Here is a 22,393-nt window from a genome sequence, read left to right as displayed (position 1 = left end):
ATGTTTATTTCCATCAGTGCTGGAATTGTGACATTTTTACTAACTTTAGTAGGAATTCCGGCCTTTATCCAATTTTATAGAAAGGCGCAAATTACAGGCCAGCAGATGCATGAGGATGTCAAACAGCACCAGGCAAAAGCTGGGACTCCTACAATGGGAGGTTTGGTTTTCTTAATTGCTTCTGTTTTGGTTACCTTCTTTTTTACCTTATTTAGTAATCAACTCAGCAATAATGTCGGTATGATTTTATTTATCTTGGTTCTTTATGGTTTAATCGGATTTTTAGATGATTTCCTCAAGGTCTTCCGTAAAATCAATGAGGGTCTTAATCCCAAACAGAAATTGGCTCTTCAGCTTCTAGGTGGTGTCATTTTCTACCTTTTTTATGAGCGCGGTGGAGATATGCTTTCTGTCTTTGGTTACCAAGTGCATCTAGGGATTTTCTATATTGTCTTCGCTCTTTTCTGGCTAGTCGGTTTTTCAAACGCAGTAAACTTGACAGACGGTATTGATGGTTTAGCTAGTATTTCCGTTGTGATTAGTTTGTCTGCCTATGGAGTTATTGCCTATGTGCAAGGTCAGATGGATATCCTTCTAGTGATTCTTGCCATGATTGGTGGTTTGCTTGGTTTCTTTGTCTTTAACCATAAGCCTGCTAAAGTCTTTATGGGAGATGTGGGAAGTTTGGCTCTCGGTGGAATGCTGGCAGCTATCTCTATGGCCCTCCACCAAGAATGGACTCTCTTGATTATCGGAATTGTTTATGTTTTTGAAACAACTTCGGTCATGATGCAAGTCGGCTATTTCAAACTGACTGGTGGTAAACGTATTTTCCGTATGACACCTGTCCATCACCATTTTGAGCTTGGAGGATTGTCTGGTAAAGGAAATCCTTGGAGCGAGTGGAAGGTCGACTTCTTCTTTTGGGGAGTGGGACTTCTAGCAAGTCTCCTGACCCTAGCAATTTTGTATTTGATGTAAGAATAGCACCCTGATATTTCAGGGTGTTTTTGCATTCTAAAAAATATTGGTCAATTAAAGTCAAATCTCTTGACCTTTTCTGACTAATGTAGTATATTATGAACGTAAGGTAAATGAAAGCCTTACTAGAACACTTATACTTAATGAAAATCAAAGAGTAAACTAGGAAGCTAGCGCAGGTTGCTCAAAACACTGTTTTGAGGTTGCAGATAGAGCTGACGTTGTTTGAAGAGATTTTCGAAGAGTATTATTTAAAGTAAAATAGAAAGAGGTGTGTCTATGTTTAATCTAGAAATCTTCAGAAGTAAAGATAGTCTACTCCTGCTTGAAAAAGAAAAACCAGAAATAGTACGTAGAGTAGCGATTTAGCTAGTCTAAATTTTTTAAAACAAAGGTCAAAGATAGTCAATATCAGTAATCATAACTAAGTAAACAAAAAGAGGTAAAGAATATGAATAACAACTTTAATAATTTTAACAACATGGATGATTTATTTAACCAATTGATGGGTGGTATGCGAGGATACAGTTCTGAAAATCGCCGTTACTTGATTAATGGACGTGAAGTGACACCTGAGGAATTTGCTCACTATCGTGCAACTGGTCAATTGCCAGGAAATGCAGAAGTTGATGGAAAAATGCCACAACATACGTCAGGCATGAAACAAGACGGTGTCCTTGCAAAACTAGGTCGAAACTTGACAGCAGAAGCGCGTGAGGGCAAGCTGGATCCAGTAATTGGACGAAACAAGGAAATTCAAGAGACATCTGAAATCCTCTCACGCCGTACTAAGAACAATCCTGTTTTGGTTGGAGACGCAGGTGTTGGTAAGACAGCAGTTGTCGAAGGTTTGGCACAAGCCATTGTGAACGGTGATGTTCCAGCTGCTATTAAGAACAAGGAAATTATTTCCATCGATATCTCTGGTCTTGAGGCTGGGACTCAATACCGCGGTAGTTTTGAAGAAAACGTTCAAAACTTAGTCAATGAGGTCAAAGAAGCGGGAAATATTATCCTCTTCTTTGATGAAATTCACCAAATCCTTGGTGCTGGATCTACTGGAGGTGACAGTGGTTCTAAAGGGCTTGCAGACATTCTTAAGCCAGCCCTCTCTCGTGGGGAATTGACAGTGATTGGGGCAACGACTCAGGATGAATACCGTAACACCATCTTGAAGAATGCAGCTCTTGCTCGTCGTTTCAACGAAGTCAAGGTCAATGCTCCTTCGGCAGAGGATACCTTTAAAATCCTTCAAGGAATTCGTGACCTCTATCAACAACACCACAATGTTATCTTGCCTGATGAAGTCTTGAAAGCAGCAGTGGATTATTCGATCCAATACATTCCTCAACGTAGTTTGCCAGATAAGGCTATCGACCTTGTCGATGTAACGGCAGCTCACTTGGCAGCCCAACATCCAGTAACAGATGTTCATGCTGTTGAACGGGAAATCGAGGCAGAAAAAGACAAGCAAGAAAAAGCTGTTGAGGCAGAAGATTTTGAAGCAGCTCTTAATGCTAAAACACGCATTGCAGAATTGGAGAAAAAAGTCGAAAACCACACAGAAGACATGAAAGTGACTGCAAGCATCAACGATGTGGCTGAGTCTGTAGAACGTATGACTGGTATCCCAGTGTCTCAAATGGGGGCATCTGATATCGAACGCCTAAAAGATATGGCTCATCGTTTGGAACACAAGGTTATCGGCCAAGATAAGGCAGTAGAAGCAGTAGCTCGTGCTATCCGTCGTAACCGTGCTGGTTTTGATGAAGGCAATCGCCCAATCGGTAGCTTCCTCTTTGTAGGTCCAACTGGGGTTGGTAAGACTGAGCTCGCTAAGCAATTGGCACTGGATATGTTTGGAACCAAGGATGCGATCATCCGCTTGGATATGTCTGAATACAGTGACCGCACAGCTGTATCTAAGTTAATCGGTACAACAGCCGGTTATGTGGGGTATGATGACAATAGCAATACCTTGACAGAACGTGTTCGTCGCAATCCTTACTCTATCATTCTCTTGGACGAAATCGAAAAGGCTGATCCTCAAGTAATCACCCTTCTCCTCCAAGTATTGGATGATGGTCGTTTGACTGATGGTCAAGGAAATACCGTGAACTTTAAGAACACTGTCATTATCGCGACATCAAATGCTGGATTTGGCTATGAAGCCAACTTGACCGAAGATGCAGATAAACCAGAATTGATGGATCGTTTGAAACCATTCTTCCGCCCAGAGTTCCTTAACCGCTTTAACGCAGTTATCGAGTTCTCACACTTGAATAAGGAAGACCTTTCTAAGATTGTGGACTTGATGTTGGCTGAAGTTAACCAAACCTTGGCTAAGAAAGACATTGATTTGGAAGTCAGCCAAGCGGCTAAGGACTTTATCACAGAAGAAGGCTATGACGAAGTCATGGGTGTTCGTCCACTCCGTCGCGTGGTTGAACAACAAATCCGTGACAAAGTCACAGACTTCCACTTGGATAACCTTGATGCTAAACACCTAGAAGCTGACATGGAAGATGGTGTTTTGGTCATTCGTGAAAAAGCCTAAGACAGAATTTTGAGCATAAAAAAGAAGGAGCCAGCTGAAAAACTGGTTCCTTTTTTACGTTTAAATCACATGACGCTCAAATGCATCATCTGAAATCCCTTGTTCAAGGATGAGTTTAGCCCATTCTTTAGCAGAGAAGAGGCTGTGGTCCTTGTAGTTTCCGCAAGATTCGATGGTTGTTCCAGGGACGTCTTCCCAAGTAGTAGTTTCAGCGATTTCCTTGAGCGAATCCTTGATAACAGCCGCAATTTCAGCACTGGTGTGACGTCCCCACATAATCATGTGGAAGCCTGTACGGCACCCAAATGGTGAACAGTCAATCATACCGTCAATGCGGGTACGGATGAGTTTGGCTAAGAGGTGCTCAATAGTATGAAGACCAGCAGTAGGGATAGAGTCTTCGTTTGGTTGCACCAAGCGAATATCATAATTGGAGATGATGTCTCCTTTTGGTCCTGTTTCTTCCCCAATCAAGCGGACATAAGGTGCTTTAACAATAGTGTGGTCAAGTTCAAAACTTTCAACAATAACTTCTTTTGACATGGTAAATCCTTTCAGTTTTCTAATTTCATTATAACACAAAGCTGGCTCCTGAGACAGAGAGAAAACCTCTCCGAGAGTGGAGAGGTTGAAATCGTTATTTACGATACAAGCGGTCGTATTGGTAGTAAGGGTCAAGGGTTACGTTGATACCCAGTTTACGAAGGACATTCTTGTCTTCATCAGTCAAGATGATGGTTGAGTGGGCTTCGCTTCCTTTGAGGTTGCCAAGTTCTTCCATAGCGCGGGCAGCGTCGGGATTTTCCGTAGCTGTGATAGCTAGTGCAATTAGGATTTCATTTGAATGAAGGCGTGGATTGCGGCTACCCAGATGATCGATTTTAAGACCTTGGATTGGCTTAACAACTTCAGGTTCGATTAGTTTTACTTCTTTAGCAATGTCAGCTGATTTCTTGATGGCGTTGATCAAGGCAGCTGCTGTAGGGCCGAAGAGTTCTGAGTTCTTACCAGTGACAATTTCTCCGCTTGGCAATTCAAGGGCTAGGGCTGGTCCGCCAGTTTCTTCAGCTTTTTGGCGTGCAGCAACAGCAACCTTACGGTCTGCAGGTGTGATACCGAGGTCGTTCATAAGCAACTCGATTTTCTTGACAGCTGCTTCGCCAACTTTTTCGGCTTTGAAATCAAGAACAGTTTGATAGTAACGGCGGATGATTTCTTGTTTAGAAGCTTCCACAGCAGCATCGTCATCAGTAATAGCGAAACCAACCATGTTGACACCCATGTCTGTTGGTGAAGCGTATGGAGATTCACCGAGGATACGTTCCAACATGCGCTTGAGCACTGGGAAAATTTCGATATCACGGTTGTAGTTGACAGTGGTTTCTCCATAGGTTTGGAGATGGAAGGGGTCAATCATGTTGACATCATCAAGGTCAGCTGTGGCAGCCTCGTAGGCCAAATTGACTGGGTGATGAAGGGAAAGATTCCAAACTGGGAAGGTTTCAAACTTAGCGTAGCCAGACTTGATGCCATTGATTTGGTCGTGGTACATATTGGACATACAGGTTGCCAATTTTCCAGAACCAGGTCCAGGAGCGGTTACGACAATCAAGTTTCGACTGGTTTTGATGTAGTCGTTTTTCCCCATACCTTCTGGAGAAATGATGTGATCCATATCCGTCGGATATCCTTTGATTGGATAGTGAAGATAAGAATCAATTCCGTTTTTCTCAAGTTGGTTGCGGAAGGCATCTGCAGCTGGTTGACCAGCGTACTGTGTGATGACAACGGAGCCAACAAAAATTCCCAATTCATTGAATTTATCAATCAAACGAAGAACTTCTTGGTCATAAGAAATGCCCAAGTCACCACGTGCTTTGGAATGCTCGATGTTGCTAGCATTAATGGCAATCACAACTTCAACTTGCTCTTTCAATTCTTGTAAGAGCTTGATTTTGTTGTCAGGCTCATAACCAGGAAGGACGCGAGCAGCGTGGAAGTCTTCTAACATTTTGCCACCAAACTCCAAGTAGAGCTTGCCGTCAAATTGGTTAATGCGCTCCAAAATGTGGTCGCGCTGTAGATTCAAATATTGTTCAGAACTAAAAGCTTGTTTTTTCATTTTTTTACCTCTGACCTCTATTATAATAAAAAATTGGAAGTTAGGAAACTATGGAGTTAAAAAAGGAATCAAAAAGATTAGGCAAACGCTTGCACAAAATTCTGAAAAGCGCTATCATAGACTATAGATTATTAAAATAATGAGGTAAGAAGATGCAAGAAAAATGGTGGCACAATGCCGTAGTCTATCAAGTTTATCCTAAGAGCTTTATGGATAGCAACGGAGATGGAATTGGCGATTTGCCAGGAATTACCAGTAAGTTAGACTATCTAGCCAAGTTAGGAATTACAGCGATTTGGCTTTCTCCTGTTTATGACAGCCCGATGGATGATAATGGCTACGATATTGCTGATTATCAAGCGATTGCGGCTATTTTTGGGACCATGGAGGATATGGACCAACTGATCGCGGAAGCTAAGAAGCGTGATATCCGTATTATCATGGACTTGGTGGTCAATCATACCTCGGATGAACATGCCTGGTTTGTAGAGGCCTGTGAAAATCCTGACAGCCCTGAGCGAGACTACTATATCTGGCGGAATGAGCCTAACGACCTAGATTCTATCTTTAGCGGATCTGCTTGGGAATACGATGAAAAGTCAGGTCAATACTATCTTCACTTTTTCAGTAAGAAACAGCCGGATCTCAACTGGGAAAATGAAAAACTTCGCCAGAAAATTTATGAGATGATGAACTTCTGGATTGATAAAGGCATTGGTGGTTTCCGCATGGATGTCATTGACATGATTGGGAAAATTCCTGACGAGAAGGTAGTCAATAATGGTCCTATGCTTCACCCCTATCTCAAGGAAATGAATCAGGCGACCTTTGGAGATAAGGATCTCTTGACAGTAGGGGAGACTTGGGGAGCAACGCCCGAGATTGCCAAGTTCTACTCAGATCCAAAGGGGCAAGAATTGTCTATGGTCTTCCAGTTTGAACATATCGGTCTTCAGTATCAGGAAGGGCAACCTAAGTGGCACTATCAAAAAGAGCTAAATATCGCTAAGTTAAAAGAGATTTTCAACAAATGGCAGACAGAATTAGGAGTTGAGGATGGTTGGAATTCCCTCTTCTGGAACAATCATGACCTCCCTCGTATCGTCTCTATCTGGGGAAATGACCAAGAATACCGTGAAAAATCTGCCAAAGCTTTTGCGATTTTGCTTCATTTGATGAGAGGAACACCTTATATCTACCAAGGTGAGGAGATTGGGATGACCAATTATCCGTTTGAGACACTGGAGCAAGTAGAAGATATTGAATCTCTCAACTATGCGCGTGAGGCTCTTGAAAAAGGCGTTCCGATGGAAGAAATAATGGACAGTATCCGTGTTATTGGACGTGACAATGCCCGTACTCCGATGCAATGGGATGAGAGCAAAAATGCTGGTTTCTCGACAGGGCAACCTTGGTTGGCAGTCAATCCAAACTATCAAGCAATCAACGTTCAAGAAGCGCTGGCAAATCCAGATTCTATTTTCTATACCTATCAGAAACTCGTTCAAATCCGTAAGGAGAATAGCTGGCTGATTCGAGCTAACTTTGAACTCTTGGAAACAACTGACAAGGTCTTTGCCTATATCCGTAAAGATGGGGACCGTCGTTTTCTAGTTGTGGCCAACTTGTCCAATGAAGAGCAAGACCTAGTAGTCGAAGGAAAAGTTAAATCAGTCTTGATTGAAAACACTGTGGCGCAAGAAGTCTTTGAAAAACAAATCTTGGCTCCATGGGATGCTTTCTGTGTGGAAATGACTAACTAAAAAGTGAGAACCTTGAGCCTTAGAGTTTGAGGTTTTTTGCTAAAAGTTGTGTAAAAAACTCTTTTAAAAATATTTGTTAGAATTTTCTAACAAATCGCACTAAAATTCTTGTATTTATAAAAAAATAAGGTATAATAGTGAAAATACTTTCTTAAAGGAGATTACCTATGAAATCGAAAAAGTGGCTCTTAGGAGCAGGAGTGACCTTGAGTACAGCCATTCTTTTAACAGCTTGTGGGAAAAGTGAAAAGAATGCAGATGCTCCCAAAACATTCTCTTATGTTTATGCTGTTGATCCATCATCCTTGGATTATAGCGTTACAAGTAAAAGTTCAACTTCTGACGTAATAGGTAATGTCGTCGACGGTCTTTTAGAGAATGATAAATATGGGAATCTCATTCCTTCTCTAGCAGAGGATTGGTCAGTTTCTAAAGATGGCTTGACTTATACTTACAAACTACGTAAAGGTGTGAAGTGGTATACTTCAGAAGGAGAAGAGTATGCAGAAGTTAAGGCTCAGGATTTTGTCACCGGATTAAAGCATGCAGCAGACGGAAAATCCGATGGTCTTTCTTTGGTTGAGAAATCCATCAAAGGATTGGAGGCTTATGTTAGTGGTGAGACAAACGACTTCTCAACTGTAGGTGTGAAGGCTCTTGATGATTATACGGTAGAATATACCCTTAATAAACCGGAAAGTTTTTGGAACTCTAAAGTAACCACAGCAACCATGCTTCCTGTAAATGAAGAATTTTTGAATGCAACAGGCAAGGATTACGGAGCGCCAACTCCATCAAGTATTCTTTACAATGGCCCATATTTTTTGAAATCTTTGATTTCTAAATCTGTGATTGAATATGAAAAAAATCCTAACTATTGGGATAAGGACAATGTCAAAATTGATAATGTTAAATTGACATTCTATGATGGTTCAGATCAAGAATCCTTAATTCGTAGCTTTACACAAGGTGCCTATACCACTGCACGTCTTTTTCCAGCAAGCTCAAACTTTGAGTCAACTAAGAAAGAGTACGGAGATAAGATTGTCTATAGTCCACAAGAGGCAACAAGCTACTACCTCACTGTGAACGTAAACCGCCAGTCTTACAATAAAACAGCTAAAACAGATGAGTCACAAAAAACATCAACAAAAGAAGCTCTTCTCAATAAGAACTTCCGTCAGGCTCTTAATTTTGCATTTAATCGCCACGCCTATACAGCTCAATTAAATGGCGAAGAAGGTGCGGATAAGATTATTCGTAATAGTCTAGTGCCAGATAACTATGTTCAAGTAGCTGGGAAGACTTTCGGGCAGCTGGCTCAGGATGAACTGCTGAAATATGGAGAGCAATGGAAAGATGTGACTCTCACAGATGGCAAGGATACAATTTACAATCCTACAAAGGCCAAGTCTGCGTTTGAGAAAGCGAAGTCAGAATTGCAAACAAAGGGAGTAAGTTTCCCGATTCATTTGGATGTACCAGTAGAACAGACGGATGTAGTTGCAGTTCAACAGACAAATTCATTAAAACAATCGATTGAAGAAACATTGGGAACTGAGAATGTAATTATAGATGTTCTTCAAATGACGGATAATGAGAAGGAAATTATTACTTCTCAAGCTAAAGTTCCAACCCAAAAAGATTATGATTTGAATGGAACTGGTTGGGGACCAGATTATCAAGATCCAGCAACCTATCTCAATATTTTAGATGCTAAGAAGGGTTCTGCTTTGAAGCATCTAGGTATAACAAAGGGCAAGGATCCTGAAGTCATGGCGAAAGTTGGATTGGATGAATACAAGAAGCTTTTGGATGATGCTGCATCTGAGACAAGTAATCTTGATAAACGATACGAAAAGTATGCTAAAGCACAGGCTTGGGTTACTGATAGTTCACTTCTTATTCCAGTTGCTTCTTCAGGTGGCTCTCCTATGGTTAGTCGTACTGTGCCATTCACCAAAGCTTATTCACAGGTCGGAATTAAGGGGGATCCATTTATTTTCAAAGGTATGCAACTTCAAAATGATATCGTAACAACTAACGAGTATGAGGCAGCTCTTAAAAAGTGGCAAAAGGAAAAACTCGAATCTAATGCTCAGTATCAAAAGGATTTAGAAAAACACGTAAAATGAGTCTAGGCTCATTTCTACAAATGGCTTTTTAATCAATAAATCACATAAAAACAAGGGAGGACTGTATGAAAGACAGAAATCCTTTGTTTTTTTATAACGAAAGTTTATAAACTTTCATTCTAGAAATTCAATTAACTTTACAAATTCCCACTATTTTGGTAAAATAAACCTATGTTATAAAAACTAACATAAAGGAGAAAGAAGATGACTACAAAAAAGCGTATCCTTAGTGCAGGTCTGACTGTTGCAGCTGCCTTGCTGTTAACTGCTTGCGGACAATCAGGTTCAGATACAAAGACTTACTCATCAACCTTTAGTGGAAACCCAACTACATTTAACTATTTATTAGACTACTACGCTGATAATACAGCTATTATTACTAACCTAGTTGATGGTTTGCTTGAAAATGACAACCACGGAAACCTAGTTCCATCTTTGGCAGAAGACTGGTCTGTTTCAAGCGACGGTTTGACTTATACCTATAAATTGAGAAAAGACGCCAAATGGTTCACGGCTGACGGTGAAGAGTACGCCCCAGTCAAGGCACAAGATTTTGTGACAGGTATTAAGTACGCAGTGGACAATAAATCACAGGCCATTGACTTGATTCAAAACTCGATCAAGGGCTTGAATGATTATATTACAGGAGCGGATTCTGACTTTTCTAAGGTTGGGGTGAAGGCGATTGACGACCAGACTGTTGAGTATACTTTGGCACGCCCAGAACCTTACTGGAACTCAAAAACAACCAACAGTATTCTTTTCCCAGTAAATGAAGAGTTTCTAAATTCAAAAGGGAAAGATTTTGGTACTCTATCTCCAGATAGTATTCTTTACAGCGGACCTTATTTGTTAAAAGATTTCACATCAAAATCATCTATCGAGTATGTGAAGAATCCGCATTACTATGATCATGACAAAGTATCGATTGAACACGTGAAATTGGCTTATTTTGATGGCTCAGACCAAGAATTGACTATCCGTAACTTTGAAAGTGGAGCCTATTCTATCGCTGGGGTTTATCCAAATAGTTCTAACTTTACTAAGACTAAGGAAAAATTTAAGGATAATATTGTCTATAGCTTGCAGGACAAGACTTCGTGGTATTTCAATTTCAATGTTAACCGTAAGGCTTACAATCACACTGCTAAAACGACAGATGATCAGAAGAAGTCAACTGAGACAGCTGTCTTGAACAAAAACTTCCGCCAAGCGGTGAACTTTGCCTTGGATCGTGCAGCTTATTCTGCTCAGTCAAATGGGGAAGCAGCAGCTAGCAAGACCCTTCGTAACACCCTAGTGCCTCCTACATTTGTCCAAGTTGGAGATAAGACCTTTGGAGAAGTAGTCGCTTCTAAATTGGACAACTATGGCACAGAATGGTCAGGTATTAACTTGGCAGATGCTCAGGATGCCTATTTCAACAAAGAAAAAGCCCAAGCAAAATTCGCGGAAGCTAAAAAAGAATTGGCAAGTCAAGGAGTGACCTTCCCAATTCACTTGGATGTGGCAGTTGATCAGACGAGTAAAAATGCCGTGACAGGCATGAACTCAGTTAAACAGACCCTTGAATCAGTTTTGGGTGCTGATAACATCGTCATTGATGTTCAACAACTTTCAACAGATGATTTTAATAATGTAGCCTTTTTAGCGCCAACACCAGCTGATCGTGACTATGATTTGAACTTTGATGGTTGGGTAGGTGACTACCAAGATCCGTCAACTTATCTTAATCCTTTCAATGCAGAGGATGGGTTCTACCTCAAGATTTTTGGTCTAGATACTCAAGAAGATAAAGCTAAGATTGCTAGCTTGGGGCTTGATACTTACACCAAGATGCTCAAAGATGCAGATAGTGAAAATAAAGATGTAGTCAAACGCTATGAAAAATATGCTGAAGCACAGGCTTGGATGATTGACAATTCTCTGATTATGTCAGCCATGTCAAGTGGTGGAACAGCTTCTGTAACCAAAGTAACGCCATTTACAAGAGGCTATTCACTGGTCGGCATCAAGGGTGATGGCAATAACTACAAGTACATGAAACTGCAAAAAGATACTGTGACAACTAAACAGTATGAAGAAGCCAAGACCAAATGGGAGCAAGAAAGCAAAAAAGCAATCGAAAAAGCCCAAAAAGAAGCAGAAAATCATGTCAAATAGATGAGCGAGGTTCCGTAAGGGACCTTGTTTTGATGTTTATATAGTAAGTTTATTGATGTAATTGGTTGCAAGTCAAAAAGAGTGTTTCGGAAAGAAGATGAAAACGCCTTACCTAAGCGGATCTACCCCGCAAGTGTAGTTTTTTATGATATAATAAAATAAAATAAAAATTGATAATAGAGGTATATCGTGAGTAGATCTTCGAAGCGAGCTCGTCAGGGTAAAACAAAAATATTGATTAGTTGGGGGTTGCTAGCTATCTATGCATTACTAGCAGTCTTTTTATTGTTTTTGATTTTCAAGTACAATATGCTAGCCTTCCGATATCTCAATATAGTGGTTGCTGTCTTAATTGTAACCTTAGCCATCTTGTGCTTCTTTTTAATTCGGTCTAAGAAAGCTAAAAATCTAACGCTGATTTTATTACTACTGGGTGTGTTAATCAATGGAACTTCCCTCTTTGCTGTAAGTCAGTTTATTGGCTTTACCAGTCGCTTAAATGCGACATCGAACTACTCACATTATTCGATGAGTATTGCGGTGTTAGCAGATAGTCCAATTGATAATATCAGTCAGGTAACCAGTGTGATGGGACCGACTGGGACGGATAAGGATAATATCCAACAGTTGATGAATGATTTGAAAGCTAGTCAAAACAAGGAATTGACAGTCGAAGAAAGCAGCTCTTATCTTGCGGCCTATAAGAGCTTGCTAGCCGGTGATATAAAGGCAATCATTCTAAACAGTGTCTTTGAAAACATTATCGAATCGGAATATCCTGACTATGCTTCAAAAATTAAGAAAATCTATACCAAAGAATTAACCAAGACGGTTGAAACTCCAAAAAATGTCAAAGGTGACAGTTTCAACGTTTATATCAGTGGAATTGATACTTACGGTCCAATCAGTTCAGTTTCTCGTTCGGATGTCAATATTATTATGACAGTTAATCGCGAAACTAAAAAGATTCTCTTGACAACCACACCTCGTGATTCCTATGTTCCAATTGCAGATGGAGGCAACAACCAAAAAGATAAGTTAACCCATGCGGGGATTTATGGAGTAGATGCTTCCATTCATACCCTGGAAAATCTTTACGGTATTGACTTGAACTATTACGCTCGTTTGAATTTCACCTCTTTCTTGAAATTGATTGATTTACTTGGTGGAGTTGATGTCTATAATGATCAAGAGTTTACCGCTCATACAAATGGGAAGTTCTATCCTGTAGGGAAGGTTCATCTTGATTCGGAGCAAGCTCTTGGCTTTGTGCGTGAGCGTTATTCATTGGAAGATGGAGACCGAGATCGTGGTCGCAATCAGCAAAAGGTTATTGTCGCTATTTTGCAAAAGCTAACCTCGACAGAAGCTTTGAAAAATTATGACAGTATTATAAAGGGACTGCAAGATTCCTTACAAACCAATATGCCACTTGAAACCATGATGAACCTGGTTAATGCCCAACTTGAGAGTGGTGGAACTTATAAGATCAATTCGCAAGATCTTAAAGGAACAGGGCGTATGGATTTACCATCCTATGCCATGCCTGAGAGTAGCCTCTACATGATGGAAATTAGTGACAGCAGTTTAGAGTCAGTCAAGGCTGCAATCAATGATGTGATGGAAGGGAAATAAGACAAAATGATTGATATTCATTCGCATATCGTATTTGGTGTGGATGATGGTCCAAAATCTAAGCAAAAAGCAAGATTCTTTTGACAGAAATCTATGGATAAGAAGTACGGATTTAAGATGTAAAATATGCAATTGTATCATCTATTAAAGCAATCAATCTTGTACAATTGCTACAACAGTTTGTTAAAAAATAAAGGAGCTTAAAATGTACGATTATCTTGTCGTTGGTGCTGGTCTTTTTGGTGCAGTATTTGCCCATGAAGCAGCTTTAAAAGGAAAAAAAGTAAAAGTCATTGAAAAACGAGATCATATCGCGGGTAATATCTATACTCGTGAAGAGGAAGGAATTCAAGTTCATCAATATGGAGCTCATATCTTCCATACTTCTGATAAGGAGATTTGGGATTATGTAAATCAGTTTGCAGAGTTTAACCGTTACACAAACTCTCCAGTTGCAAATTATAAGGGAGAGATTTATAATCTTCCTTTTAATATGAATACCTTCAATAAACTTTGGGGAGTTGTGACGCCAGCAGAAGCACAGGCTAAGATTGATGAGCAACGTGCTGTTTTAAATGGCAAAACTCCTGAAAATTTGGAAGAACAGGCTATTTCTCTTGTAGGTACAGACATCTACGAAAAATTAATCAAAGACTATACAGAGAAACAGTGGGGCAAGCCAACTACAGAACTTCCAGCCTTTATCATTCGCCGTTTGCCAGTACGCCTGACCTACGATAACAACTATTTTAATGATACCTATCAAGGGATTCCAATTGGTGGTTACACTCAAATAGTTGAAAAAATGTTGGATCATGAAAACATTGATGTAGAAACAAATGTTGATTTCTTTGCCAATAAAGAACAATATATGAAGGACTTCCCTAAGATCGTCTTTACTGGTATGATTGATGAATTCTTTGACTATAAGTTGGGTGAACTAGAGTATCGTAGTCTTCGTTTTGAAAATGAGACCTTGGATATGGAAAATTACCAAGGAAATGCAGTTGTGAACTATACAGATGCAGAAACTCCATATACACGTATTATTGAACACAAACATTTTGAGTTTGGGAATCAAGAAAAGACTATCGTTACTAAGGAACATTCTAAAACATGGGAAAAAGGTGATGAGCCTTATTATCCAGTTAATAATGATCGTAATAATCATTTGTATAAATCATATAAAAAATTGGCTGATGAGCAAGGGAATGTTATCTTTGGTGGTCGTTTAGGACACTATCGTTATTACGATATGCACCAAGTAATTGGAGCAGCTTTACAGTGTGTAAGAAATGAGTTAGATTAAACACCTAGAACTATTACCAGTTGCTATTTAGAAATGTGATTGATAATTCCTTGACTACCTAATGTAGTTGAGGTATTTTTGATATTATTCATATTTTTGCAAACCTATTGTTTAAAAAATAATTTTCAAAAATTCAGAAAATTGTATTGACAGGAGTTGAAAAAGGGGCTATAATGAATAAAAAAATAAAGGAGAATACTATGAAAACAAGGAAAGTATTGGCTCTTGCGGGAGTAACTTTATTAGCAGCAGGTGTCTTAGCTGCCTGTGCTGGTGGTTCAGCTACTAAAAAAGGTGAGCAGACCTTTGCATTTACATACGAGACACATCCAGATAATCTCAACTATTTGACAACTGGTAAGGCAGCAACTGCCGACATTACTAGTAATGTGATTGATGGATTGCTTGAAAATGATAAATACGGGAACCTTATTCCTTCATTGGCAGAAGACTGGTCGGTTTCTAAAGATGGCTTGACTTATACTTATAAGATTCGTCAGGATGCCAAGTGGTATACATCTGAAGGGGAAGAATATGCTCCTGTTAAGGCTCAGGACTTTGTGACAGGTCTTAAATATGCAACAGATAAGAAAGCAGAAGCCCTTTACTTGGTACAGGATTCAATCAAAGGTCTGGATGCCTATGCAAAAGGTGAAATCACAGATTTTGCTCAAGTCGGGATTAAAGCGCTTGACGATCAAACAGTCCAATACACGTTGAACAAACCTGAAAGTTTTTGGAATTCTAAAACGACCATGGGTGTTCTTGCGCCAGTCAATGAAGAGTTTTTGAATTCAAAAGGGGATGATTTTGCCAAAGCTACGGATCCAGGTAGTCTCTTGTATAATGGTCCTTATTTGTTGAAATCCATTGTGACCAAATCTTCTGTTGAATTTGCGAAAAATCCTAACTACTGGGATAAAGACAATGTGCATATTGACAAAGTTAAATTGTCATTCTGGGATGGTCAAGATACTAGTAAACCTGCAGAAAACTTTAAAGATGGTAGCCTTACAGCAGCTCGTCTCTATCCAACAAGTGCAAGTTTTGCAGAACTTGAAAAAGAGATGAAAGACAATATTGTCTATACTCAACAAGACTCTGTTACGTATCTAGTTGGTACAAATATTGACCGCCAGTCTTATAAATACACATCTAAGACCAGCGACGAACAAAAGGCATCGACTAAAAAGGCTCTCTTAAACAAGGATTTCCGTCAGGCTATTGCCTTTGGTTTTGATCGTACGGCCTATGCTTCACAAGTGAACGGTGCTAGTGGTGCAAGCAAAATCTTGCGTAATCTCTTTGTTCCACCAACGTTTGTCCAAGCAGATGGTAAAAACTTTGGCGATATGGTCAAAGAGAAATTGGTCACTTATGGGGATGAATGGAAGGATGTCAATCTTGCAGATTCTCAGGATGGCCTTTACAATCCAGAAAAAGCCAAGGCTGAATTTGCTAAAGCTAAATCAGCCTTACAAGCAGAAGGAGTCCAATTCCCAATTCATTTAGATATGCCAGTTGATCAAACCAATACAACAAAAGTTCAACGCGTGCAATCCTTCAAACAATCACTAGAAGCGAATCTGGGAGCGGATAATGTAGTCGTTGATATTCAACAACTACAAAAAGACGAAGTAAACAATATTACATACTTTGCTGAAAATGCTGCTGGCGAAGACTGGGATTTATCAGATAATGTCGGTTGGGGTCCAGACTTTGCCGATCCATCAACCTACCTTGATATTATCAAACCATCTGTAGGGGAAAGTACTAAAACATATTTAGGATTTGACTCAGGAAAAGATAATGTAGCTGCTAAAAAAGTAGGTCTATATGACTACGAAAAATTGGTTACTGAAGCTGGTGATGAGGCTACAGATGTTTCTAAACGCTATGATAAATACGCTGCAGCTCAAGCTTGGTTGACAGATAGTGCTTTGATTATTCCAACTACATCTCGTACAGGGCGTCCAATCTTGTCTAAGATGGTACCATTTACAATACCGTTTGCATTGTCAGGAAACAAAGGGACAAGTGAACCTCTCTTGTATAAATACCTTGAACTTCAAGACAAGGCAGTCACTGCAGATGAATACCAAAAAGCCCAAGATAAATGGATGAAAGAAAAAGAAGAGTCCAATAAAAAAGCGCAAGAAGAGCTCGCAAAACATGTGAAATAAGATAAAAAGAAGTTAGTTGTTCGCTAACTTCTTTTGGTTTATCGAAAATGAATTGGTGCCGATCATCGCTTTTAGATATGATAGATCCTATTTTGTTGAAGAAAAAATCCTGAGCCTTTATTCTCAGAATTTTCTTTTATCTTACTGTTGTGGTTGCTGTTGAACTTGTGGATTTTGTGGTGTTGGTTGTACTGGTTGTGTCGGCTGAACAGCCTGACCAGCTTGTCCTTGATTAGGATCAGTTGCTGGAGCATTATTGGGTTGTTGACCAACCGTAGTACTTGCCTGTGTAGTTGAACTTTCAGCTGTTGAGGATTGTTGAGTAGAGGATTCAGTCCATATTGGGCGAGCTCCATTTTTGAATACAAATTCCCCGTTTCTGAAAAGTCCGTCTGGCATCGTCCAGTCTTCTGGATGAGTATCTTCTGATAGATACGTTATCATTGAGCGATAAACTTTAGCTGCAACTAGGAAACCATCTCCAACGATAGGAGTTAAACGATTCGAATAACCTGTCCATACAGCCATAGAATACTTACGAGTATAACCAACAAACATTTCATCTGGAGCTACATAGCCAGTGTTCTTGATGTGTTTCTCAATTTCATCATCTGTGTAGTTAGAAGTACCTGTCTTACCAGCTTGCGCTAACCATGGGAGATAGGCTCCACGACCAGTTCCGTATGCCAAGACGGTTTTCATCATTTCGGTCATCATGTAAGCAGTTGTTTCTTTCATAGCTCGTGTACCAGCATCTGAAAATTCTTTTTCACTACCGTCACTGAAGACGACCTTATTGATATACATGGGTTTGTGGTAAATTCCACCGTTGGCAAAGGCAGCATAAGCAGCAGCCATTTTTTCACTGCTTGCACCGTATTGTTTGTTAGATTCAGTTGTATTACTTGAAATGGCGTTTGCATAGTGGATGCTTGGATAATTGATACCTAAGCCATTTAGGAAAGTTTTAGCTCTATCTAGACCGACCTTATTCAAAGTTTCAACGGCTGTGACATTACGTGACTGTTGAAGTGCATACTGGATTGTAATGTTTCCAAAGTAGCCTTTATCCCAGTTGTAGACGGGAGTATCAGTACCTGGATAGTTATAAGGAACATCATGTACTATAGTTGCAGTAGAGTCATAGACTCCATATTCTAAAGCGGGAGCATAGTCAGTGATTGGTTTCATAGTAGAACCCCAGTCACGGTTGGTTTCAACGGCTTGGTTGATTCCGAAAGATACATTACTTGATTGGTGACGGGCACCTAACTGAGCAATGACTTTACCATTTGTTACATCAACGATAGTAGAAGCTACTTGAAGTTCATCATCTGGATAAGCGACATACTCATCTGTGTTATAAACATCCCAAAGTCGCTGCTGAACATCTTTGTCGACATTAGTATAGACTTCCATACCTGTAGTAAGAAGGTTGTAACCAGTTTCTTGTTCAACTTGGTCGATTACTTCTTTGAGGTAGTTGTCCATATAAGCTGGATAACTATTGGCTGACTTCAAACTTTGGAGACCGTCAGTGACGGGAGTATTAATAGCTTTTTCATAATCTTCTGCACTAATGTATTTTTGCCCTTTCATTTCTGAAAGTACCAAGTTACGACGCTCTAGAGCAGCTTCTGGATGGGAATAAGGATCATATTGGTTTGGAGCTTGAGGCATTCCAGCCAAGAGTGCTAACTGTGGCAAGCTTAAGTCCTTCAAGTCTTTTCCATAGTAATTTTGGGCTGCGGTTTGCATTCCATAGTTACCGTTGGACATGTAGACTTTATTGATGTAATAGGTCAGGATTTCTTGCTTGGTTGCTTTTTGCTCTAGTTGAACGGCTAGCCAAGCTTCTTGAGCTTTACGTGACAAGGTTTGATCAGCAGTTGAAGTAGAAAAATAAGTCAATTTAATTAATTGTTGTGTCAAGGTTGAGGCACCTTGTAGACCTCCTCCTTGTAGATTTCTTAATGCTGCCCCCATGATACGAATAGTATCAACACCTCTATGGTCAAAGAAACGGTGGTCTTCGATAGACACAATTGCCTTGACTAAGTCAGTAGGAATTTCATTTGCTTGAGCATTTACGCGACGTTCAGATCCAAGGTCAGCAATCAGTTCGTTTTTGTTGTCATAAATCTTGCTAGAAGTTGTCGCAACTAATTTACTTTCAGATAAGGCTGGAGCCTTGCTAACAAAGTAGAGGAAGACACCACCACCTAATAGAAATAATGCGATAAATAAGGTAAGGAATGTAATTCCAATATACTTTAAGAATCGCAGAATAGTTTGTTTATTCATCTTGTTTTACCACCTAGTAAATGTTCTTTGATAATATCGAGATAGGGAATTTGAGGGAAAGCTCCTTGCTTTACTAAATATCCGTATTCTTGAATATATCCAAGTGGCATTGATTTTTGACCCTTATCTTGATGATAAAAGCGAATCAAATCAAATGCCGGCAATAAATAAGTTTCTTGTTGAGAAGAAAAATGAAGCAGTACGAAGCAAATGCCCTTTTGTTCTAGAACTTGTTCCATATGTTGAATCTGGTGAAGATGGAAATTCTTCATTGGGATGGCATTTTTTTGTCGCGTTTCCTTGGCTTCAAAGTCAATGTAATGTCCTCTATACACGCCAGAGTAATCTGTTGTGGAAGCTTGTCTAAAATAGGCTTCTACAATTTTGGCTCGACTACGTTGAGGATAGTCTACTCGGACAATTTGAACAGGCGTCGGCTTTTTATGGATAACGGCCATGCCATGCGTCAGATAGTAGTCGTTGGTAGCGTTGATCATCTTTTCAAAAGTCATTCCTCGATTTGCGAAATTTTTTGGTTGAGAAATGGATGTTTGGCTTTTTTTTGATGAAATTTTATGAGGGTAGTTGACCATATTTCTCCTTATTGGTACAATAACATCACTCTATTATATCATAAATTTGCACAGAAAGGGTTAAAAATGACTACAGCTTTGGTTTTAGGCTATTCTGCTTTTGATTTGGGTTTGTTTTCTGACAAGGATCCTCGTATTAAATTGATTAAAAAAGCAATACGTAGGGATTTAGAAGCTATGGCAGAAGATGGGATGACTTGGCTTGTATTTACAGGGACTTTGGGCTTTGAATATTGGGTTTTAGAGGTTGCTCAGGAAATGAAGACCGAATACGGTTTCCAGTTGGCCACCATTTTTGATTTTGAAACGCACGGGGAAAATTGGAATGAAGCCAATCAGCTTAAACTGAGTCGCTTTAAGCAGGTAGACTTTGTCAAATATGCCTATCCCAAATATGAACATATGGGGCAACTACGAGATTACCAACGATTTTTGCTGGAAAATACTGACTTAGCTTATTTTTTCTATGATCCAGAAAATGAGACCAAATTAAAATTTATAGACAATTTGATGAAAAATCAGGAAGGTTATCGCATAAAAAGGTTAACGTTTGAAGACTTAAATGAGCTAGTAGAAAATTTTTCTGAAAAGTAAGCCTTTGACCTTGATTTTTGTTTGGCTTTTTTTATATAATAATACTAGCAAGCGAGAATGGAGAGAGACATGGCAAGTATTATTTTTTCAGCGAAAGATATTTTTGAACAAGAGTTTGGGCGTGAAGTCCGAGGCTATAGTAAAGTAGAAGTTGATGAGTTTTTAGACGATGTCATTAAGGACTATGAAACCTATGCTGCCTTGGTCAAGTCACTTCGTCAGGAAATTGCGGATTTGAAGGAAGAATTAGCTCGTAAACCGAAACCTTCACCAGTTCAAGCAGAACCTATTGAAGCGACAACTACAAGTTCTATGACGAATTTTGATATTTTGAAACGCTTGAATCGTCTTGAAAAAGAAGTGTTTGGTAAACAAATTTTAGATAACTCAGATTTCTAAGTAGTGATTTGAGGTGTGCAATTTTTGGATAATCGCGTGAGGAGAGTTGCTTCTCATGAGGAAAGTCCATGCTAGCACAGGCTGTGATGCCTGTAGTGTTTGTGCTAGGCGAAACCATAAGCCTAGGGACGAGAAATCGTTACGGCAGTTGAAATGGCTAAGTCCTTGGATAGGCCAGAGTAGGCTTGAAAGTGCCACAGTGACGGAGTCTTTCTGGAAACGGAGAGAGTGGAACGCGGTAAACCCCTCAAGCTAGCAACCCAAATTTTGGTCGGGGCATGGAGTACGCGGAAACGAACGTAGTATTCTGACTGCTATCAGCTAGAGCTGTTAGTGGTAGACAGATGATTATCGAAGGAAGTGGTCCTAGTCACTTCTGGAACAAAACATGGCTTATAGAAAATTGCATATAGGTTGGGGCTGAGAAAACTTTCTCAACCTCATTTTTTAAAGTGGACATATAGAAAGGTCTTATAAGACTGTAACATGAAAAAAGAATTTAATTTAATCGCTACTGCTGCAGCGGGTCTTGAGGCTGTCGTTGGTCGTGAGGTGCGAGAGTTGGGCTACGATTGTCAGGTTGAAAATGGACGTGTTCGTTTTCAAGGAGACGTGAGAGCCATTATCGAAACCAACCTCTGGCTTCGGGCAGCAGACCGTATCAAGATTATCGTAGGAACTTTTCCAGCTAAGACTTTTGAGGAGCTCTTTCAAGGAGTTTTCGCCTTAGATTGGGAAAATTATTTACCGCTTGGAGCTCGGTTCCCAATTTCAAAAGCTAAATGTGTGAAATCTAAATTACACAATGAACCCAGTGTTCAGGCTATTTCAAAGAAGGCCGTTGTCAAGAAATTGCAGAAACACTACGCCCGCCCAGAAGGTATTCCTCTGATGGAGAATGGTCCTGAGTTTAAGATTGAGGTTTCTATTCTGAAAGACATAGCAACTGTCATGATTGATACGACAGGCTCCAGTCTCTTTAAACGTGGCTATCGTACCGAAAAGGGTGGTGCTCCTATCAAGGAAAATATGGCGGCAGCCATTTTGCAGCTCTCTAACTGGTATCCAGACAAGCCCTTGATTGATCCAACCTGTGGTTCAGGAACTTTCTGTATCGAGGCAGTTATGATTGCTAGGAAGATGGCTCCTGGTCTTCGTCGCTCCTTTGCCTTTGAGGAATGGAACTGGATTAGTGATCGCTTGATTCAAGAAGTGCGTACAGAAGCGTCTAAGAAAGTGGATCGTGAACTGGAACTGGATATCATGGGCTGTGACATTGATGCACGCATGGTGGAAATTGCTAAGGCCAATGCTCAGGCAGCAGGTGTTGCAGGGGATATTACTTTTAAGCAGATGCGCGTGCAGGATTTGCGTTCTGATAAAATAAATGGAGTGATTATCTCTAACCCACCTTATGGTGAACGCTTGTCAGATGATGCAGGGGTTACCAAGCTTTATGCTGAGATGGGTCAAGTATTTGCTCCTCTGAAAACGTGGAGCAAGTTTATTCTAACTAGTGATGAAGCCTTTGAGACCAAGTACGGTAGTCAGGCGGATAAGAAACGGAAGTTGTACAACGGAACTTTAAAAGTTGATTTGTATCAATATTTTGGTCAGCGTGTTAAACGTCAGGAAGTAAAGTAGGAAGGAAAACT

The 22,393-nt window shown here is 39.9% G+C and carries 15 protein-coding genes and 1 other RNA gene; 12 read left to right on the top strand and 4 right to left on the bottom strand.

The window, feature by feature from the left end; translation table 11 throughout:
* Positions 1 to 981, top strand: coding sequence for a phospho-N-acetylmuramoyl-pentapeptide-transferase (mraY, locus tag B7700_RS07455; protein WP_084888150.1), 981 nt, complete (start codon positions 1 to 3; stop codon positions 979 to 981).
* A gap of 451 nt (positions 982 to 1,432) precedes the next feature.
* Positions 1,433 to 3,538 (top strand): ATP-dependent Clp protease ATP-binding subunit, encoded by a 2,106-nt coding sequence (locus tag B7700_RS07450; protein WP_084888148.1) that lies wholly within the window; start codon positions 1,433 to 1,435, stop codon positions 3,536 to 3,538.
* 60 nt (positions 3,539 to 3,598) lie between these two features.
* Here B7700_RS07450 and B7700_RS07445 read toward each other — a convergent pair whose 3' ends face one another.
* Together B7700_RS07445 and B7700_RS07440 are read right to left on the bottom strand one after the other, a co-directional pair.
* Positions 3,599 to 4,081, bottom strand: coding sequence for an S-ribosylhomocysteine lyase (locus tag B7700_RS07445; protein WP_000032547.1), 483 nt, complete (start codon positions 4,079 to 4,081; stop codon positions 3,599 to 3,601).
* 94 nt (positions 4,082 to 4,175) lie between these two features.
* Entirely contained in the window at positions 4,176 to 5,660 is a 1,485-nt protein-coding gene (locus B7700_RS07440) for a DUF1846 domain-containing protein (RefSeq protein ID WP_084888146.1), read from the bottom strand.
* Between the two features lie 152 nt (positions 5,661 to 5,812).
* Here B7700_RS07440 and B7700_RS07435 point away from each other — a divergent pair, with 152 nt between their 5' ends.
* From B7700_RS07435 to B7700_RS07410, 6 genes are all read left to right on the top strand, one after another.
* Complete coding sequence (locus B7700_RS07435) at positions 5,813 to 7,423, top strand: glycoside hydrolase family 13 protein (RefSeq protein ID WP_084888144.1); 1,611 nt, start codon at positions 5,813 to 5,815, stop codon at positions 7,421 to 7,423.
* Positions 7,424 to 7,590: 167 nt separating this feature from the next.
* On the top strand, positions 7,591 to 9,558 hold the full coding sequence (locus B7700_RS07430; protein WP_084888142.1) for a peptide ABC transporter substrate-binding protein: 1,968 nt from the start codon (positions 7,591 to 7,593) through the stop codon (positions 9,556 to 9,558).
* Positions 9,559 to 9,762: 204 nt separating this feature from the next.
* A complete protein-coding gene (locus B7700_RS07425) occupies positions 9,763 to 11,721 on the top strand; it encodes a peptide ABC transporter substrate-binding protein (RefSeq protein WP_084888140.1) in 1,959 nt (652 codons plus the stop codon).
* Between the two features lie 189 nt (positions 11,722 to 11,910).
* On the top strand, positions 11,911 to 13,356 hold the full coding sequence (gene cpsA / locus B7700_RS07420; protein WP_084888138.1) for an LCP family glycopolymer transferase CpsA: 1,446 nt from the start codon (positions 11,911 to 11,913) through the stop codon (positions 13,354 to 13,356).
* Positions 13,357 to 13,561: 205 nt separating this feature from the next.
* Positions 13,562 to 14,665 carry a UDP-galactopyranose mutase gene (gene glf / locus B7700_RS07415; protein WP_084888136.1) on the top strand — a complete coding sequence of 368 codons (1,104 nt, stop codon included), beginning with the start codon at positions 13,562 to 13,564 and terminating at the stop codon, positions 14,663 to 14,665.
* Positions 14,666 to 14,865: 200 nt separating this feature from the next.
* On the top strand, positions 14,866 to 16,848 hold the full coding sequence (locus tag B7700_RS07410; protein ID WP_084888135.1) for a peptide ABC transporter substrate-binding protein: 1,983 nt from the start codon (positions 14,866 to 14,868) through the stop codon (positions 16,846 to 16,848).
* A 141-nt stretch (positions 16,849 to 16,989) separates the two neighbouring features.
* Here the strand turns inward: B7700_RS07410 and pbp1a are convergent, their stop codons facing one another.
* Together pbp1a and recU are read right to left on the bottom strand one after the other, a co-directional pair.
* A complete protein-coding gene (gene pbp1a / locus B7700_RS07405) occupies positions 16,990 to 19,152 on the bottom strand; it encodes a penicillin-binding protein PBP1A (protein WP_084888133.1) in 2,163 nt (720 codons plus the stop codon).
* On the bottom strand, positions 19,149 to 19,745 hold the full coding sequence (recU, locus tag B7700_RS07400) for a Holliday junction resolvase RecU (RefSeq protein WP_084888131.1): 597 nt from the start codon (positions 19,743 to 19,745) through the stop codon (positions 19,149 to 19,151). Before recU ends, pbp1a begins: the two co-directional genes overlap by 4 nt.
* A gap of 66 nt (positions 19,746 to 19,811) precedes the next feature.
* Between recU and B7700_RS07395 the strand changes: the two genes are divergently transcribed.
* The 4 genes from B7700_RS07395 to B7700_RS07380 all read left to right on the top strand — a co-directional run bounded on the left by B7700_RS07395 (position 19,812) and on the right by B7700_RS07380 (position 22,382).
* The gene (locus B7700_RS07395; protein ID WP_084888129.1) at positions 19,812 to 20,339 is read left to right on the top strand and encodes an SLOG family protein; all 528 of its coding nucleotides are present in this window, start codon (positions 19,812 to 19,814) and stop codon (positions 20,337 to 20,339) included.
* A 69-nt stretch (positions 20,340 to 20,408) separates the two neighbouring features.
* Positions 20,409 to 20,738, top strand: a complete 330-nt coding sequence (gene gpsB / locus B7700_RS07390; RefSeq protein WP_060627571.1) for a cell division regulator GpsB — start codon at positions 20,409 to 20,411, stop codon at positions 20,736 to 20,738.
* A 20-nt stretch (positions 20,739 to 20,758) separates the two neighbouring features.
* Positions 20,759 to 21,139: RNase P RNA component class B (rnpB, locus tag B7700_RS07385), an RNA gene on the top strand.
* Positions 21,140 to 21,224: 85 nt separating this feature from the next.
* On the top strand, positions 21,225 to 22,382 hold the full coding sequence (locus tag B7700_RS07380) for a THUMP domain-containing class I SAM-dependent RNA methyltransferase (protein WP_084888121.1): 1,158 nt from the start codon (positions 21,225 to 21,227) through the stop codon (positions 22,380 to 22,382).
* The last annotated feature ends 11 nt before the right edge of the window (positions 22,383 to 22,393 follow it).

Source organism: Streptococcus mitis (assembly GCF_002096755.1).
GTDB classification, from domain to species: domain Bacteria; phylum Bacillota; class Bacilli; order Lactobacillales; family Streptococcaceae; genus Streptococcus; species Streptococcus mitis_AC.
This window is presented reverse-complemented; position numbering and strand designations above follow the sequence as displayed.

What these genes read in the sequence shown, in the direction of transcription:
- gpsB (WP_060627571.1), top strand. Translation starts at nt 20,409, where the DNA reads ATGGCAAGTATTATTTTTTCAGCGAAAGATATTTTTGAACAAGAGTTT.
- pbp1a (WP_084888133.1), bottom strand. Translation starts at nt 19,152, where the DNA reads ATGAATAAACAAACTATTCTGCGATTCTTAAAGTATATTGGAATTACA.
- B7700_RS07380 (WP_084888121.1), top strand. Translation starts at nt 21,225, where the DNA reads ATGAAAAAAGAATTTAATTTAATCGCTACTGCTGCAGCGGGTCTTGAG.
- B7700_RS07435 (WP_084888144.1), top strand. Translation starts at nt 5,813, where the DNA reads ATGCAAGAAAAATGGTGGCACAATGCCGTAGTCTATCAAGTTTATCCT.
- B7700_RS07430 (WP_084888142.1), top strand. Translation starts at nt 7,591, where the DNA reads ATGAAATCGAAAAAGTGGCTCTTAGGAGCAGGAGTGACCTTGAGTACA.
- B7700_RS07450 (WP_084888148.1), top strand. Translation starts at nt 1,433, where the DNA reads ATGAATAACAACTTTAATAATTTTAACAACATGGATGATTTATTTAAC.
- B7700_RS07410 (WP_084888135.1), top strand. Translation starts at nt 14,866, where the DNA reads ATGAAAACAAGGAAAGTATTGGCTCTTGCGGGAGTAACTTTATTAGCA.
- recU (WP_084888131.1), bottom strand. Translation starts at nt 19,745, where the DNA reads ATGGTCAACTACCCTCATAAAATTTCATCAAAAAAAAGCCAAACATCC.
- B7700_RS07425 (WP_084888140.1), top strand. Translation starts at nt 9,763, where the DNA reads ATGACTACAAAAAAGCGTATCCTTAGTGCAGGTCTGACTGTTGCAGCT.
- glf (WP_084888136.1), top strand. Translation starts at nt 13,562, where the DNA reads ATGTACGATTATCTTGTCGTTGGTGCTGGTCTTTTTGGTGCAGTATTT.
- B7700_RS07440 (WP_084888146.1), bottom strand. Translation starts at nt 5,660, where the DNA reads ATGAAAAAACAAGCTTTTAGTTCTGAACAATATTTGAATCTACAGCGC.
- mraY (WP_084888150.1), top strand. Translation starts at nt 1, where the DNA reads ATGTTTATTTCCATCAGTGCTGGAATTGTGACATTTTTACTAACTTTA.
- B7700_RS07445 (WP_000032547.1), bottom strand. Translation starts at nt 4,081, where the DNA reads ATGTCAAAAGAAGTTATTGTTGAAAGTTTTGAACTTGACCACACTATT.
- B7700_RS07395 (WP_084888129.1), top strand. Translation starts at nt 19,812, where the DNA reads ATGACTACAGCTTTGGTTTTAGGCTATTCTGCTTTTGATTTGGGTTTG.